We start from the raw sequence: 14,757 nt of genomic DNA, 5'->3' as shown, positions 1-14,757 counted from the left end.
ATTATAGTTGATAATGTCTACTATAATTATTTAGGTTGATAATGTCAACTATATTTAAATTGAATCATACATCGAGGAATACCAGTGGAATTACGCGAAGTGCTGTTTAGTTTATCCGCGCTTTATTAAGCCGAAATTGCACTGATTAAAGCGAGTTATAACGAGAGGGTCGCATAAGAGACATAATGGTGCTTATATTAGTTAACGAGTCTAAATAATTTTGTAGGTAAGTTGGCGCTGTATTCTTCTATTCGCTGCTTTGTTTGGCAGTGTTATACAATTCATACATTAAATCTGGTTTATATTGGTTTTTGACTGCAACTCTAAGGGTATTGATTGCGTCTCTATTTGCGGATTTTTTTGAAAAATGTAGCCATATTTCTTTCTCTGACAGGGCAAATGGTCGTCCAAAGTCGTTCATGCTTTTTCCTAGCGCAGCTACATTGTATTCAATTCCAACTAAAGAGCCGACTAGTGCATCAACTCTTTTCAAACTGAGTAGTTGAATACCTTGTTGATAATTTCTTACTTCAAGTTTGCGTCCTTGAAAGTCACGATCAAACTCTTTTGATAAACTGGCAGAACGAATGACTGCAAATTGTTTTAGTGGAAGCAATTCATTGTAGCTATTAATTTCCATACCTACTTGAGGTAGGACTATGACTTTTGATTTAGAAATAGGCCCTATAAAATCAGCATAACCTTCCAATTGGGGATTTTTGAAAATAACGGCGAGATCTAACGTGCCTTGTTTAATGCCATAAACGATACGTGCATAAGGGTAGGGGGTTAAGTTGAATTCTAATCCGGTTTGTTGCTGTAATAACTCAAAGTAACGTACTGAAGTACCAACTAATTGACCCTGTTTGTTGGTATAAACTAAAGGAGGAATTTCAGGAACACCTACCTGTAATACAGTGTTTGAGTTTTCCCCTTGGGTAGTAAATGACAGAAATACGCTTGCTAGAAATATAAACACCAATAGTGACTTGAACATATATGCCAGTCTCTGATAAAACACAAATTTATCATACATAATCATTATGTTATGTACAGTAGAATTCACGGTGGCATTTCTTGTGAGCAACAGCGATAGGTTTTGAGCAACAGGCTTTTTATGAGAGTTGTTTTATAACTTATTCGAGCTAGCCCCTTTAATTCCTCCTGATGCTGCCAATCCCATTAAGCGACGAAACCTAGGGCATTCCATATGACTCGGTGCGGTGCAAGCCGCGGCATGTTGAAGTCCATCTCGCATCGCGGTTAATTTTTGTATAGTACGGTCAAGCTCAGTTGCTTTACGAAGCAACATATCACTATCAATAGTTGGCTTTTTCTCATTTCCTACAATATTTGAAATTTCATCCAACGAAAAGCCAGCAACTCGACCCAAAGCAATTAATGCAAGCCGTTCAATTACGTTCGCATTGAAAACTCGGCGTATACCTTGCCTACCAATAGAGCGAATTAAGCCCTTTTCTTCGTAATAACGTAATGTAGAGGCGGGAACACCTGAGCGTTTAGCTACCTCAGAAATATCCATGAACTTCTCTTGACTTAAAGTTGACTTGAAGTCGTAGACTAACATTTGTTAAGAATCATAACCAGTAACGGAGCAGTTTGTGGAAAATCTATTTTGTGTAATATTAATTGGCATTGGTGCAACCGCAGTGATGGATCTATGGGCAATAGCGAGGGCGCAACTATTTAACATTCCGCCGACTAATTGGGCATTGGTGGGCCGTTGGATCGCTTATCTACCAGGTGGTAAATTTCATCACGTTTCAATTGCTGCATCGGAAGCTGTGGGTGGTGAACACTTAATAGGGTGGACGGCGCACTATATAATAGGCGTAGCATACGCGGCCCTATTAGTGGTTATTTTTGGAGAAACTTGGATCCAACACCCATCGATTATACCGGCGCTGGTAGTGGGGATAGCTACAGTTGTCGCTCCTTTTTTTATCATGCAACCGGGCATGGGAGCGGGTATCGCTGCTTCTCGCACGCCTAAACCTAATGCAGTTAGATTGCAGAGCATTTTGAATCATGGGATCTTTGGGTTCGGTATGTATCTATCAGCTTGTGCGGTTAAATTTGCTTACTCATTATAAACCTTTAATGTATTAATCCATTTAGAAAATCAGTCAGTCCATTTGCAACACAAAATAGACCGACAATAAAACAGAGCCAAATATGACAACCCTTATAAACGCAGACGTTTGAACAATGTATTGTTGTTCGGTCCCAGGCATTTGAAAAGTTGGTTATTTCAACTCGGGCTGAAAAACCATTGGTTACCTAGTTGCCACGGCTCTGTATGTGTAAATGGTTAAACTTGCACAAACAGAGCTATTCAAAAGTCAATATTAACAACACCTGTGTTTGCTAGTTACTTCAATTCACACTAGATTAGGTTATCGGGATGCAAGGCTATACGGCTGTCGGCGAGTTTGCTTTGGTTGATAACGGCACCGCTTTTAATGAGTTTAGTGCCCACCACATAGGCTTTGGCGTGGTTGATTGTATCTACCGACAATAGGCGGTCATGGTCAAAATACCACACTGAAAACTTACCCTCATCGTCTGTTTCTTTACGTAATATCACCTTATTGTATCCGCTGGATAAGCCAACCATCTGCAATTTGACATCATATTGATCCGACCAAAACCATGGCAGGGTGTCGTAAGTGACGTCTTTGCCGCAAATCGATGCAGCCGCAACTTTGGCTTGATCAACGGCATTTTGCACCGATTCTAAACGAATCAAACGATTGTAGTGCGGATTGTGATGAAAACTGCAATCGCCTATGGCGTAAATATCGTTATCATTGGTTCGGGCAGCATTATCTACTTTTATACCATTTTCAATGTCCAAACCTGCCTCTAAGGCAAGTTCAGTATTGACCCGAATACCCACACCAACAATGATAATATCTGCGGGATATTGGCTACCATCGGCGCAGATGACAGTATTTGAATCATCCTTTGTTTCGATGCTAATCACATCTTTAGCGGTGAACACTTCTACGCCATGTTCATGATGTAGTTGTTGAAAATAGTCCGACATTAAAGGAGCGGTGACCCGAGCTAAAATCCGTGATTCACGTTCGAGTACGGTGACATTGGCCCCCATTTTCTTTAAGGATGCAGCAGTTTCTAGACCGATGTACCCACCACCAATGATGACTACTCTTTGGCTGTCACTGTTTAACATTGCCTGACGGATGTGATTAACATCTTCAGCAGTACGTAATGGGTATAGTTGATGCGCGCTGTCTATGCCCTTAATAGGGGGAATAAAAGGTCGTGCACCTGTGGCAATAATGAGTTTGCTGTAGTTATGCAGCTCACCATCTTCGGTATGAATGAGCTGTTTTTGACGGTCTATCAATGTGATTTTGATGCCTAAACTTAAGCTGATATTATTCTTTTCATAGCTTTGTTCAGCTTTCAGCAGATTCTTTTCGATGCCATCATCGCTAGTTAAATAGGCTTTAGATAACGGAGGTCGATGATAAGGTAAGGTAGGATCTGTATCAAAAATTGTGATCGCACCTTGCCAACCTTCTTTACGTAAAGCAAAAGCGGCATTCACACCTGCGTGGCTGGCGCCAATTATAATACAGTTACCATTCAACGTTTGCATGTCAGACATCGTACTTACCTTAATTAGCGACAGTCAGGATCAAGCCATCGAGTTTTTCACTAATCTCAATTTGGCAGCAAAGACGGCTGTATTCGTTAGCATTGTCATCGAGTTCCAGCATATCTTTTTCGATTTCACTGGCTTCTCCGGTTTGACTTACTTGATCTGGGTTAACATGCACATGACAAGTTGCGCAAGAACATACGCCACCACAATCACCGTCGATACCACTTACACCGTTTTCAACAGCTAATGCCATCACTGAACCAGAGTCAGCTTCTAGAACAATGTTCTCGTCGTCTTGTGTAATAAATGTAATTTTTGCCATGTTATTTACCTCGGTGTTAATGTAGTTTTTGTCATCCAATACCCGTAAGCATGAATGGTAAGTATGCGGTTATTTGGGATTAAATCGAACATTCAGGCGGTGATACCCTACCTTACGTTTAAATTCATCCCATTCTTCAATATTGTCTTCAGTGTCCAGCAAATCGATAGTCTGTACTTTGTCGCACAGTACATTGATTAAGGTGCTAAGGATTTGCCTGGCATGAGTAGCCCCTAAACAGTTGTGATGACCAAAACCAAAACCGACGTGAGGGTTCATTTTACGGTCTAGCACCACCTCGTTTGGAGTTTCAAACACCGATGCATCGCGGTTTGCCGAGGCCCAGCATAAAGATATACGAGTATCAGCTTTGGCCGCATGTTCACATACTTGGGTATCTTCTGTGACGACTCGGCCCATGTGTGTAAGAGGTGAGAAATAGCGAATGAATTCTTCAATGGCGCGGCCACGAATTTCAGGCTCGTCACGCAAACGTTGTAATGATTCAGGATGCTCAGCGAAATAGGCTATGGTGTTTGAGACGGCATTGATAACAGTATCTCGACCACCAGAGAAAGTTAATACAATGACACCTTTAACTTCTTCTTTAGTGAGTTTTTTGCCATCTACTTCAGCGGCTAACAATACCGAATAAAGATCGTCTGACGGGTTGGCAATGGCACGCTCAATTTCTGCATCGATATAATCATAAAGAATTTGTGCTTTATCACCGTCTAATGCTTCGCCTTCACTTCGAAAAACATGGGTACCCCAACTAATCCACAAATCTGAATCTTCGAAAGGTGTGTTAAGTAACAATGTTAACGCTCTGGATTGCAGTACTAATGAAAACTGTTCTATTACTTCTACTGGCTCGCCATTTATTACAGCGTCAACTAATTCATCTATTTGGGCGTTAAGTTTGGCCTTGTATTCATCTTCCAAAGGTCGTTTAAACCAAGGGTCGAGCAAGGCTCGGTAACCTTTGTGCATCGGCGGATCAACTTCAAAGGGAATTTGTCTAGTTGTACGAATGTTGACTTCTGAAGGCACCACTATGCGCCCAGGGACATCTTCGGAGCTAAAGGTTTTGGTGTTGTGTGCACACTTTCTGACGTCTTTTAGCCTTAACACCATAGTGACAGGATCGTCTTGATCGCTAACTTGTGCGAAGCCTTGTTCCACTCTGGCTTGTTCAAAAGGGTCGTTCAAATCACTTTTATTCATGAAGTTCTCAACGTTTTTCTATTGTGGTTAATATTGCCAATAATGTTATTTTAATGTAGTTAAGTTGTAATTAATGCTACATATAGAGTTAAAAATATCATAATTATGCGCTTTTAGACTTTTTTTCAATATTATCGAAGAAGCATAAAGTGGTCTGCAAATGCTGATGCCAGTACGCCCATTCATGGCTACCTTGGTTCACCGCGAATTGATGAGAAATATTAGCATCGCCTAAGGCTTTAGTGAGCTGTTGATTGCTGCCAAATAATTGATCTTGTTCGCCACAGTCAAATCGTAAAGGGGGCAATTGTGATTGGTTTGTTTTACACCAATACACAATATCCGATTCGTGCTCAACTTGAGTTTGGTAGTTATCTAAGGGAGTATCGGTAAATAACGCCATGTCAGTTACTTTGGTAATGGCCGAGTGTGCTGAAATACCGCTGAATTTAGTCGCATATTTTGCGCCAAGGCGCAGTGCACCATAACCACCCATAGATAAACCACTAATATATAAATTACTGTGTTCGCTTACAGAATCTACAGTGGTTTGTACGCCATCTATCACATCTTCGACTATCCATTTTTCGAAATTTCCATGATGTGGCAAAGGTAAATAAGCCGATCCTTCCCAGATGCCGCCATCGGATGGCATCACTAACACAAATTCCGATAACCCTTGTTGACGTAGTTGTTCATAAACAAGGTGTGCACCACCTAAGTCCATCCACACCCAGTTATTTCCGTAGACTCCGTGAAGTAGAATAACCACAGGCAAATCTTTAGCCTGACTATAAGGATTATAGATAGTGACATCTCGGCGTCCGCCTAGATGTGTAGAGTTAAGTGTCAGCGTCATGGTGTTGTCGCGTGCAAACTCAGGATTGGATTGTTCTATTCGTATTATGGACATAGTGACTTAGTGCTCATTAGGCTCGAGAAACTCGTGATGCTCAAAAACGACTACACCTTTAGCGATACGACCGTGTAACAGGTCATCAAATCCTTCGGCTATATCTTCGATTTTATAGGTTTTAGTGACCAGCTCTTCGAGCTTTAATTCGCCTTGCTGATAAAGGTCAAGGATCCGCGTAAAGTCACGCTCTGGATTACACTTCCCATAAAGCGGGTTGATATAAATTTTGTCCCATTCAAATAGTTCACAATCAAAATCGATGCGTTGCTCTATACCGCTCACTTGTACAGCGGTACCGGCGCTTCTAATTAAGGCTAAAGGGGCAGAGCCTAATGCGGGGATTGCAGTGCATTCAAAAGCATAATCGGCACCTCGGCCATGGGTTAAAGCTTTTACTTGTGTTTTTACGTCTATAAAATCGGTGTCGTCTTTACTTGCAATAATACCGTGAGTCGCGCCAAACTCTTTGGCTTGAGCAAGTCTGTCTTCACTAATATCAATGGCAATAATTTTCGCAGCTCCGGAATTTCTTGCTCCCTGAATGGCATTAAGCCCCACGCCGCCACAGCCAATAACACATACTGATGCACCGGCTTGTACATTGGCTGCGTTTACTACTGAGCCCCAACCGGTCATTACACCACAACCAATAATAGATGCGGCCGCAAAAGGGATCTCATGATTAAGCTTAACCACTGCAGCTTGTTTAACTATGGCATATTCGCTCATAGTACCTAGATGAAAAGAACGCTCGATAGGTTGCTGGTTGTGAGTAGATGACTCTATTTTGGCATGACCGGCTAAACCACAGCCGCAAACCGGTGAGTTGGTTTCGCAAATATGCACATTACCTTCTCGGCATTGGAAACATTCGCCACAGGGAATGGCCCAATTCAAAATAGCTTTATCACCCACAGCGACCTTAGTTACTTTGCTACCAACAGCCTGTACCCAACCTGCTCCTTCATGACCCACAATAAAAGGTTTATTCCAAGTTTGTATGGAATCCCAATCGGTGTGGCATATACCTGCAGCCGCTATTTTGATTAACACTTCGTCATCGGCACATTCACCCACTTCGATGTTATCAAGGTGATACTGTCCATTGCCATCTGAAATAACTGCTTTTGATTTGATCATGTTAATGAATTCTATTGAGTTAAATGCAGGGTAAATTTAATCACAATCAGTACTCACAGTACTGTCAGCATTGGCGCATAAAATATCGTTTATATGCTAATAAAAATGCTTAGAAACGTTAAATGAGTAGCTTAATATCAAAATTTAGTTATTTGCTGAAAGGACAGTTATTCTCTGGTGAAGCAGCAACATTTGAAGTTTATTAGGTTTTAAGTGACGTAGATTCACGCTTTACTAATCTAGGTATGTACTTATGGCCGTTACCTTGTTCAGTCGCTGGCGCGGCTATTTTTCCTAAGGCTAGCTGAGCGGCAAATTCCGCCATTTCTTCAATGGGGTAGTGTAGTGTGGTTAACTTAGGGCGTGAGTATCTAGACAATAAAACGTCATCAAATCCGATTACCGATACATCTAGGGGGACTTTAAAACCATTGTCTTCCAAAGTTGAAATGGCACCAATCGCCATGGCATCGTTGTATACAAATATTGCATCGAACTTAGTATCACTGGCGAGTAGCTTTTGGGTAGCGACTTCGCCTCCTTGTAAATTGGGTTCATCTTCAACAAAGTGATGCGCCAATAAAGATAACCCGGACTCGGTCAGTTCGTTTTTAAAACCTTTAAATCGCAAAGCGGGGTCGTCGATTTGATATCGACTGGAAATGCAGGCCAATTGTTTGTGACCTAAGGACAACAAGTGTCTTGCTGCAATTTTGCCGCCTTCTTCGTTGTCTAACCAAATACATTTATCTGCTATTTCTTGAATAAAGCGGTCAATCAAAACAAGGCCAGGTATTTTGTTTGCGAACTCTATGATTTCTTGGTCACTGAGTTTCTTGCTGTGCACCACAATAGACTCACATCTTCGCTCTAATAAAAAACTAATGGCTTGGCGTTCTGACTCTTCGCTGATTGAGCCAGTACTGAGCAACAATTGCATATTGTTTTGTCGCGCGATTTTGTCGACGCCGTTAGCAAGTGATGCAAAAAACGGGTCGGTTAAATCCGGAATAACAACACCTAATGATTGACTCTTTTTGGTGACCAAGGCTCGAGCGTTTTCATTTGGGTGGTAACCGAGTTGCGCCATAATAGCTAACACTCTGGCTCTGGTTTTGTCGCCTACTTTGGGCCCGTTGTTCACTACACGGGAGACAGTGGCTGTTGATACACCAGCCTTTTTAGCAACATCTTTTATGGTAGCCATAGTTTACTTATTGGTCTTTTAAACTAAATTGGTGTTTGATGTAAAGATAGTATCTTGAATCGATTAATGATTAAAGTCTAAACGTTTACATTTTGATTGTGACTAGTGAATATAGCTATATAAGCCTTTGCAAGGAGTGTTTTACTATTTATATATTTGATCTTGCAGTTAATAAGGTAAACGTTTACCCTGTGTCAAAATATCAACCTAGGTAGCCTTTTATGAGTGAAGTTTTTGATCCCACTGAACATCCACATCGCCGCTATAATCCGCTCATTAATGAATGGATATTAGTCTCTCCACACCGTGCTAAACGTCCGTGGCAAGGTCAAGTTGAAGCATTAGATGAAGAGCAAAAACCTCGCTACGACCCAACTTGTTTCTTGTGTCCTGGTAATACGCGTATCAATGGCGAAGTGAATCAAAAGTACAAAAATACTTTTGTGTTTCCCAATGATTTTGCCGCTTTAAAAAGTGATACACCAATTTTCGAAACAGATGATCCTTTGTTTAAAATGGCCACAGAGCAAGGTGAAAGCCGAGTGATTTGTTTTTCTCCCGATCACAGTAAAACCTTGCCGGAACTCACTGTTGAAGAAATCACTGAAGTGGTTAAAACCTGGCAAGATCAATGTGAAGAAATTGGTAAAACCTACAACTGGGTACAAGTGTTCGAAAATAAAGGTGCGGTAATGGGGTGTTCAAATCCACATCCTCATGGACAAATTTGGGCTCAGCAACAACTTCCTACTCTAGTGACTAAAAAACAAAATGCACAATCGGCCTATCTGGAAGAGCATGGTAGCAACCTTTTACAAGACTACGCTGTACGTGAATTCGAGTCCCAAGAGCGCGTAGTGGTAAGTAATGACGATTGGATGGTGGTGGTGCCGTATTGGGCAGCTTGGCCATTTGAAACTTTATTACTACCGCGCTTTGCAGTGCAACGTATGACTGATTTGACCGCTAAGCAACAAGTTTCGCTTGCGGATATTTTACAACAAATCACGATTCGTTATGACAACTTATTTAATACGTCGTTTCCGTATTCGATGGGTTGGCATGGCGCTCCATATGATGGCGAAGCACACCCAGAGTGGACTCTTCATGCGAGTTTTTTCCCTCCTTTGTTACGTTCAGCTACTGTGCGTAAATTTATGGTGGGTTATGAAATGATGGCAGAGTCACAGCGTGATCTTACCGCTGAGCAAGCCGCCACAAGATTAAAATCAGTATCTTCTGTGCATTATAAAACAACCAGTCACACCGCACAGCAAGAGCAAAAACCGGAGCAAAAAGCATGAGTCAAATTGAATTAGTCAGCCAAAAATATCGCGCTCATTTTGGTACTGATCCACAGCAAGTTATTCATGGCCCGGGTCGTGTCAACTTAATTGGCGATCACACTGATTACAACGATGGATTTGTATTACCTGCCGCTATCAATTTTGGTACTGACATCGCCGCCACTCGGCGTGATGATAAATTGGTACGGGTGTTAGCTGTTGATTGTGATAATGAAACCGTTGAATTTTCACTTGATGACATCAGCTTTAACGAAAATAAAATGTGGGCTAATTATATTGGCGGTACGTTATTGGCGTTATTAAAAGCCTATCCAAATATTACAGGTGCGGATTTAGTTGTTACAGGTAATGTTCCCCAAGGGGCAGGGCTGAGCTCTTCTGCTAGTTTCGAGATAGCCATATTAAAAACCTTCGCCGCATTAAACGCTATTGATTTAGATGGCATACAAGCGGCATTAATGGGACAGGACGCCGAAAACAATTTTGTTGGTTGTAATTGCGGGATCATGGATCAGCTTATTTCAGCACTTGGTAAAGAAAACAACGCCATGTTGTTAGATTGTAGAAGTCTGACTTTTGAGCACGCTCCGATTCCCGAAAATATGGCTCTGCTAATCGTTAATTCCAATGTAAAAAGAGGTTTGGTTGACAGCGAATACAACACTCGTCGAAAGCAATGTGAAACAGTGGCGCGACATTTTAATAAGCCGGCACTAAGAGACGTGACGTTAGAGCAACTTTTAGCGGCTGAAAATGACCTCGACGCTGAACTCGTGAAACGTGCTAAACATGTGATTACGGAAAATACCCGTACCGAGTCAGCATTAACGGCATTGCAAAACAATGATATGGAAAAAATGAGCCAACTCATGGCGCAGTCACATCTTTCTTTAAAAAATGACTTTGAGATATCCACACCAGAAATAGATTTCTTAGTTGACACTATTGCCGCACAGCTAGGCTCCGAAGGTGGCGTGCGAATGACAGGTGGAGGCTTCGGTGGCTGTGTTATTGCGTTAGCTCCCAAGTATTTAGTTGATGTAATCACGCAAAAGATAGCCGCAACCTATCAGCAACAAACCGGATTGAAAGAACAGGTCTACGTATGTGTTGCAACCGACGGTGCCTTTAATCGTTGATTTAATCTGTTAAGTCACTCGATTTCTAATTTATTACTGATGTTTAACTTATAAAAGGTCATTAAATGAAAGTCTTAGTAACAGGTGGAGCAGGGTATATTGGCTCCCATACGGTTTTATGTTTGTTGCAAAGCGGGCACCAAGTGGTGGTGTATGACAACTTTTGTAACTCCAGTGAAGAGTCTTTAACCCGAGTACAACAACTCACCAAAAAACAGGTTGAGTTAGTAGAAGGGGATATTCGCGATGTGGCGAAATTAGATTCTGTATTTAAGCAACATAAGATAGATGCGGTGATTCATTTTGCGGCATTAAAGGCGGTGGGTGAGTCTGGTAAAATTCCGCTGAGTTATTATCAAAATAACGTTCATGGTTCGGTTTGTTTATTGGAAGTCATGGAAAAACATCAGGTTCATAACTTTATCTTTAGCTCATCAGCCACAGTCTATGGTGAAGAAAATGCTATTCCCTATGTCGAAACCATGAAGTTGGGCACACCAGCTAGTGCTTATGGCGCTAGCAAAGTCATGGTTGAACGCATAATGGCAGATCAAGCCTTGGCAAATAGCCATTTTAGAGGGGTCTCTTTACGCTACTTTAATCCTATTGGCGCGCACCCAAGCGGTTTGATTGGCGAAGATCCCAAAGGCATACCTAATAATTTATTACCTTTTGTTGCCCAAGTAGCGGTAGGAAAAAGAGACAAATTAAGTATTTTTGGTGACGATTACGATACTGAAGATGGCAGCTGCGAACGAGATTATTTGCACGTTTTAGACTTAGCTGAAGGACACGTAGCCGCATTAGACTGGTTAAGTAACCACGCTGATTTTACTGGCGTTGAAGCCTTTAACCTTGGTACAGGAAAAGGCATATCGGTGTTTGAAATTGTTACCGCTTTTGAAAAAGCGGCCAATAAAACCATTGCTTATGAAGTTTCCCCAAGGCGTGCTGGCGATTTACCTGCCTTTTGGGCTAACGCACAAAAGGCCCGTGAACAACTCAATTGGCATGCAAAACGATCGCTACAAGACATGATGGAAGACACGTGGCGCTGGCAGTCGAATAACCCCAATGGTTATGAGACTTAGCCTGTCACTGACATTTTTGATTTTTCTCAAAATATTATATTGGCCGCAGTCGCGGCCAAATTTACGTGATGCATATCGGTTACAGGCTAATACCAATTTGCCTGTCTAGGGAAGGCAATTGAATAGGAGTCATTGCTTTAAACCCATCTAATAAAGCTTCAGACATCATTTTATCGTAGTTGATAAGTGTATCTGCGTGAAAATTTCATAACCGTCTCCACCGTTTGCTACAAATCCGCTTTTATAGCCACAGTATAGGTTTGGGTATCCGATAACTCTTTACCGTTTACTTTCATCTCAAATTAAGTGAACTTTCCAAGTCAAAACTTAAACCATAATGCTATGGCCAATATTGAATATCATCTAGGTTTTGAATTTATGCCATTTTAAGCGGAGGTTTATGAGCAGGTAAACCGATTTCATTTTTGTGGTGTTATTTTAGCTTTCGTCGTATAGTATTCAATTACTTAGCGATATGATTGAGCGTGATTTTGATGATCTTATTTTTGCCTAACGATGTTTTATCTTATTTGTATAAAATGGGGCGTGGTTTTCGATTTAGTGTTTTCTTATTAATAATGAGCCTGCCATGGAGCGCGTACGGTCAAACTTCATCGAGTGCTCAAAGTAAAATAAAAGCAACTCAGGTGACAATAACCGAAGAGATATGGGGGCAATATAAAGGTCATGAAATTCAGCGCTTTACCTTTAAAAACGCCAAGGGAATGCAGGTAAGCGTGACGAATTGGGGTGCTTACGTCACGTCTATTCTAGTACCCAACAAAAATGCTAAATTTGAAGATGTTATTTTAGGTTACGACACTGCTAAAGAGTATGTGGACGATTGTTGTTTTAATGGCGCAACAGTGGGGCGTTTTGCAAATCGCATTGCCAATGGGCGCTTTGATATCGACGAAGAAACCATTCAATTGAGCGTTAAATCAACAGGGGGAAATAAAGGTAACCATTTACACGGAGGTGAAAAGGGGTTTAACAAAAAATTGTGGCGAGCTCAGCAGGTAGGAAATCAGGTTGAAATGTTTTACTTGTCGCAGGATGGCGAAGAAGGGTATCCCGGTAACCTTAGTGCCAAAGTCGTCTTTAGTTTAGATAATAACAACGGCTTTAAAATAAGTTATAGTGCTACCAGTGATAAAATCACTCCGGTTAACCTTATTTCACATATTTATTTTAACTTAACCGGCAACCAAAAACGGGATGTAGAACAACATCAATTGCGTATAGCCGCCAATAGTATAGTAGAGGTTAAAGAGGGATTATTACCTACTGGGCAATTGGTGTCGGTAGCCGATACCCCTTTTGATTTGTCGAGTGCGCGGACTTTGTATCAAAGCCTAACTACTGCTAACGCACAACTTAAACTGGCTGGTGGTGTTGATAAAACCTACGGTGGTTTTGACCATACTTGGGTCTTCTCACGATATGATGGTAAGTTGCGTCACCAAGCACAATTACATGATCCAGATAGTGGTCGAACGCTAGATGTATTGACTACTCAGCCCGGTTTACATGTTTACACAGGAAACTTTATGAATGGTAGCGCTAAAGGGAAACAAGGAAGGCTCATGAAATTTCGACATGGCGTTGCTTTAGAAACCCAACATTTTGCTGATTCCGTTAATCACCCTAATTTTCCATCGACATTGCTACATCCTGGTCAAACTTACGAAGAATCAACCCTTTACCAATTTGGGGTCAAGGAATAATACTCAATGGCTACTATCAAAGATGTCGCAAAACTAGCTGGAGCTTCACCTGCTACAGTGTCGAGAGTGTTAAGTTCTAACGCTGTAGTGAGCCCTAAGACCAAAGCGCGAGTTGAAAAGGCGATTGCTGAATTAGATTTTCGTCCTAATGCCCATGCCCGTGCGCTAGTTAGTCAATCAACCAATACTATTGGAGTGGTTATTTCGCAGTTGGCTGATCCCTTCTTTGCGCAAATGGCCAGCAGTATCGAAGATGTCGCTAAAAAACGTCAATTTAAAGTGTTGATTAGTACAGGTTCATTGGATGCGCAGAAGGAACTGACAGCGATTAAAAGCTTACAAGCGCAGCGCTGTGAGGCAATGGTAGTTAACAGTAAAGCCCTAGATGATGATGTACTTATTGATTTGGCACAGCGAATTCCTGGCTTTGTTTTGATTAATAAATATATTCCACAGATCAGCGAGCGTTGTGTGTGGTTTGATAATATAGGTGGCGGCAAAGTGATGGCCGATTATGTTACGTCATTAGGCCATAAAAATATTGTTGTGCTTTCTACCAAAGATCGAGTCTACGATGCGACCCATCGCTTAAATGGTATTCGAGAGTCGTTGCTATCACATAACATAGCGCTTTCGGAACAACATATCGCATACGGCTCTCCCGATTATTCAGGCGGCCGAACAGCTATTGAAACGCTTTTACAACAAGGAGTTAAGTTCAGCGCAGTGCTTTGTTATAACGATGCGATGGCCACTGGTGTTATTTCAGCCTTAACCGATACCGGCGCACGTATTCCGGAAGACGTATCCATTATTGGGTTTGATGATGTGTTATTAGCCAAATACTGTATGCCAAAACTAACAACAGTAAAATATCCTATCGATATTATGGCGCGCAAGGCTACTGAGTTGGCCTTGAGTTTGATTGTTAAAGACAAAATACCCAATGACAACGCCAAGGATTATCAATACAAGCCATTTTTGGTAAAGCGTGAGTCAGCCAGCAAATGTTAATGTGATCTGTTG

Annotated in this window: 14 protein-coding genes; 6 read left to right on the top strand and 8 right to left on the bottom strand. The window is 41.5% G+C overall.

What is annotated here, in order from left to right; genetic code table 11:
• Window positions 1-247: 247 nt before the first annotated feature.
• Together KO534_RS18445 and KO534_RS18440 are read right to left on the bottom strand one after the other, a co-directional pair.
• The gene (locus KO534_RS18445) at window positions 248-997 is read right to left on the bottom strand and encodes a substrate-binding periplasmic protein (RefSeq protein WP_215931904.1); all 750 of its coding nucleotides are present in this window, start codon (window positions 995-997) and stop codon (window positions 248-250) included.
• Window positions 998-1,129: 132 nt separating this feature from the next.
• A complete protein-coding gene (locus KO534_RS18440; protein WP_215931902.1) occupies window positions 1,130-1,543 on the bottom strand; it encodes a helix-turn-helix domain-containing protein in 414 nt (137 codons plus the stop codon).
• Window positions 1,544-1,622: 79 nt separating this feature from the next.
• Between KO534_RS18440 and KO534_RS18435 the strand changes: the two genes are divergently transcribed.
• On the top strand, window positions 1,623-2,114 hold the full coding sequence (locus tag KO534_RS18435) for a DUF2938 domain-containing protein (RefSeq protein WP_215931900.1): 492 nt from the start codon (window positions 1,623-1,625) through the stop codon (window positions 2,112-2,114).
• Window positions 2,115-2,407: 293 nt separating this feature from the next.
• On the opposite strand, the gene KO534_RS18430 is transcribed toward KO534_RS18435, so the two are convergent.
• The 6 genes from KO534_RS18430 to KO534_RS18405 all read right to left on the bottom strand — a co-directional run bounded on the left by KO534_RS18430 (window position 2,408) and on the right by KO534_RS18405 (window position 8,467).
• The gene (locus KO534_RS18430; RefSeq protein ID WP_215931898.1) at window positions 2,408-3,658 is read right to left on the bottom strand and encodes an NAD(P)/FAD-dependent oxidoreductase; all 1,251 of its coding nucleotides are present in this window, start codon (window positions 3,656-3,658) and stop codon (window positions 2,408-2,410) included.
• Window positions 3,659-3,668: 10 nt separating this feature from the next.
• A complete protein-coding gene (locus tag KO534_RS18425) occupies window positions 3,669-3,977 on the bottom strand; it encodes a 2Fe-2S iron-sulfur cluster-binding protein (RefSeq protein ID WP_215931896.1) in 309 nt (102 codons plus the stop codon).
• 69 nt (window positions 3,978-4,046) lie between these two features.
• Entirely contained in the window at window positions 4,047-5,204 is a 1,158-nt protein-coding gene (locus tag KO534_RS18420; protein WP_215931894.1) for a cytochrome P450, read from the bottom strand.
• Between the two features lie 103 nt (window positions 5,205-5,307).
• Window positions 5,308-6,117: an alpha/beta hydrolase gene (locus KO534_RS18415; RefSeq protein WP_215931892.1), complete on the bottom strand. Its 810-nt coding sequence runs from the start codon at window positions 6,115-6,117 to the stop codon at window positions 5,308-5,310.
• A gap of 6 nt (window positions 6,118-6,123) precedes the next feature.
• Window positions 6,124-7,260, bottom strand: a complete 1,137-nt coding sequence (locus tag KO534_RS18410) for a Zn-dependent alcohol dehydrogenase (protein WP_215931890.1) — start codon at window positions 7,258-7,260, stop codon at window positions 6,124-6,126.
• Window positions 7,261-7,462: 202 nt separating this feature from the next.
• Window positions 7,463-8,467, bottom strand: coding sequence for a LacI family DNA-binding transcriptional regulator (locus KO534_RS18405; protein WP_215931889.1), 1,005 nt, complete (start codon window positions 8,465-8,467; stop codon window positions 7,463-7,465).
• 221 nt (window positions 8,468-8,688) lie between these two features.
• Here KO534_RS18405 and KO534_RS18400 point away from each other — a divergent pair, with 221 nt between their 5' ends.
• From KO534_RS18400 to KO534_RS18380, 5 genes are all read left to right on the top strand, one after another.
• Window positions 8,689-9,771 carry a UDP-glucose--hexose-1-phosphate uridylyltransferase gene (locus tag KO534_RS18400; protein ID WP_215931887.1) on the top strand — a complete coding sequence of 361 codons (1,083 nt, stop codon included), beginning with the start codon at window positions 8,689-8,691 and terminating at the stop codon, window positions 9,769-9,771.
• On the top strand, window positions 9,768-10,913 hold the full coding sequence (galK, locus tag KO534_RS18395) for a galactokinase (RefSeq protein WP_215931885.1): 1,146 nt from the start codon (window positions 9,768-9,770) through the stop codon (window positions 10,911-10,913). The genes KO534_RS18400 and galK overlap by 4 nt, the downstream gene beginning before the upstream one ends.
• A gap of 65 nt (window positions 10,914-10,978) precedes the next feature.
• Entirely contained in the window at window positions 10,979-12,004 is a 1,026-nt protein-coding gene (gene galE, locus KO534_RS18390; RefSeq protein WP_215931882.1) for a UDP-glucose 4-epimerase GalE, read from the top strand.
• A 494-nt stretch (window positions 12,005-12,498) separates the two neighbouring features.
• Window positions 12,499-13,731, top strand: a complete 1,233-nt coding sequence (locus KO534_RS18385; RefSeq protein ID WP_252732256.1) for an aldose epimerase family protein — start codon at window positions 12,499-12,501, stop codon at window positions 13,729-13,731.
• Window positions 13,732-13,737: 6 nt separating this feature from the next.
• Window positions 13,738-14,745, top strand: a complete 1,008-nt coding sequence (locus KO534_RS18380; protein WP_215931880.1) for a LacI family DNA-binding transcriptional regulator — start codon at window positions 13,738-13,740, stop codon at window positions 14,743-14,745.
• Window positions 14,746-14,757 lie beyond the last annotated feature (12 nt).

The sequence above is a fragment of the Paraglaciecola arctica genome (genome assembly GCF_018861065.1).
Lineage (GTDB): Bacteria > Pseudomonadota > Gammaproteobacteria > Enterobacterales > Alteromonadaceae > Paraglaciecola > Paraglaciecola arctica_B.
This window is presented reverse-complemented; position numbering and strand designations above follow the sequence as displayed.

What these genes read in the sequence shown, in the direction of transcription:
- KO534_RS18430 (WP_215931898.1), bottom strand. Translation starts at nt 3,658, where the DNA reads ATGTCTGACATGCAAACGTTGAATGGTAACTGTATTATAATTGGCGCC.
- KO534_RS18425 (WP_215931896.1), bottom strand. Translation starts at nt 3,977, where the DNA reads ATGGCAAAAATTACATTTATTACACAAGACGACGAGAACATTGTTCTA.
- KO534_RS18380 (WP_215931880.1), top strand. Translation starts at nt 13,738, where the DNA reads ATGGCTACTATCAAAGATGTCGCAAAACTAGCTGGAGCTTCACCTGCT.
- galE (WP_215931882.1), top strand. Translation starts at nt 10,979, where the DNA reads ATGAAAGTCTTAGTAACAGGTGGAGCAGGGTATATTGGCTCCCATACG.
- KO534_RS18440 (WP_215931902.1), bottom strand. Translation starts at nt 1,543, where the DNA reads ATGGATATTTCTGAGGTAGCTAAACGCTCAGGTGTTCCCGCCTCTACA.
- KO534_RS18415 (WP_215931892.1), bottom strand. Translation starts at nt 6,117, where the DNA reads ATGTCCATAATACGAATAGAACAATCCAATCCTGAGTTTGCACGCGAC.
- KO534_RS18405 (WP_215931889.1), bottom strand. Translation starts at nt 8,467, where the DNA reads ATGGCTACCATAAAAGATGTTGCTAAAAAGGCTGGTGTATCAACAGCC.
- KO534_RS18420 (WP_215931894.1), bottom strand. Translation starts at nt 5,204, where the DNA reads ATGAATAAAAGTGATTTGAACGACCCTTTTGAACAAGCCAGAGTGGAA.
- KO534_RS18445 (WP_215931904.1), bottom strand. Translation starts at nt 997, where the DNA reads ATGTTCAAGTCACTATTGGTGTTTATATTTCTAGCAAGCGTATTTCTG.
- galK (WP_215931885.1), top strand. Translation starts at nt 9,768, where the DNA reads ATGAGTCAAATTGAATTAGTCAGCCAAAAATATCGCGCTCATTTTGGT.
- KO534_RS18385 (WP_252732256.1), top strand. Translation starts at nt 12,499, where the DNA reads ATGATCTTATTTTTGCCTAACGATGTTTTATCTTATTTGTATAAAATG.
- KO534_RS18410 (WP_215931890.1), bottom strand. Translation starts at nt 7,260, where the DNA reads ATGATCAAATCAAAAGCAGTTATTTCAGATGGCAATGGACAGTATCAC.
- KO534_RS18400 (WP_215931887.1), top strand. Translation starts at nt 8,689, where the DNA reads ATGAGTGAAGTTTTTGATCCCACTGAACATCCACATCGCCGCTATAAT.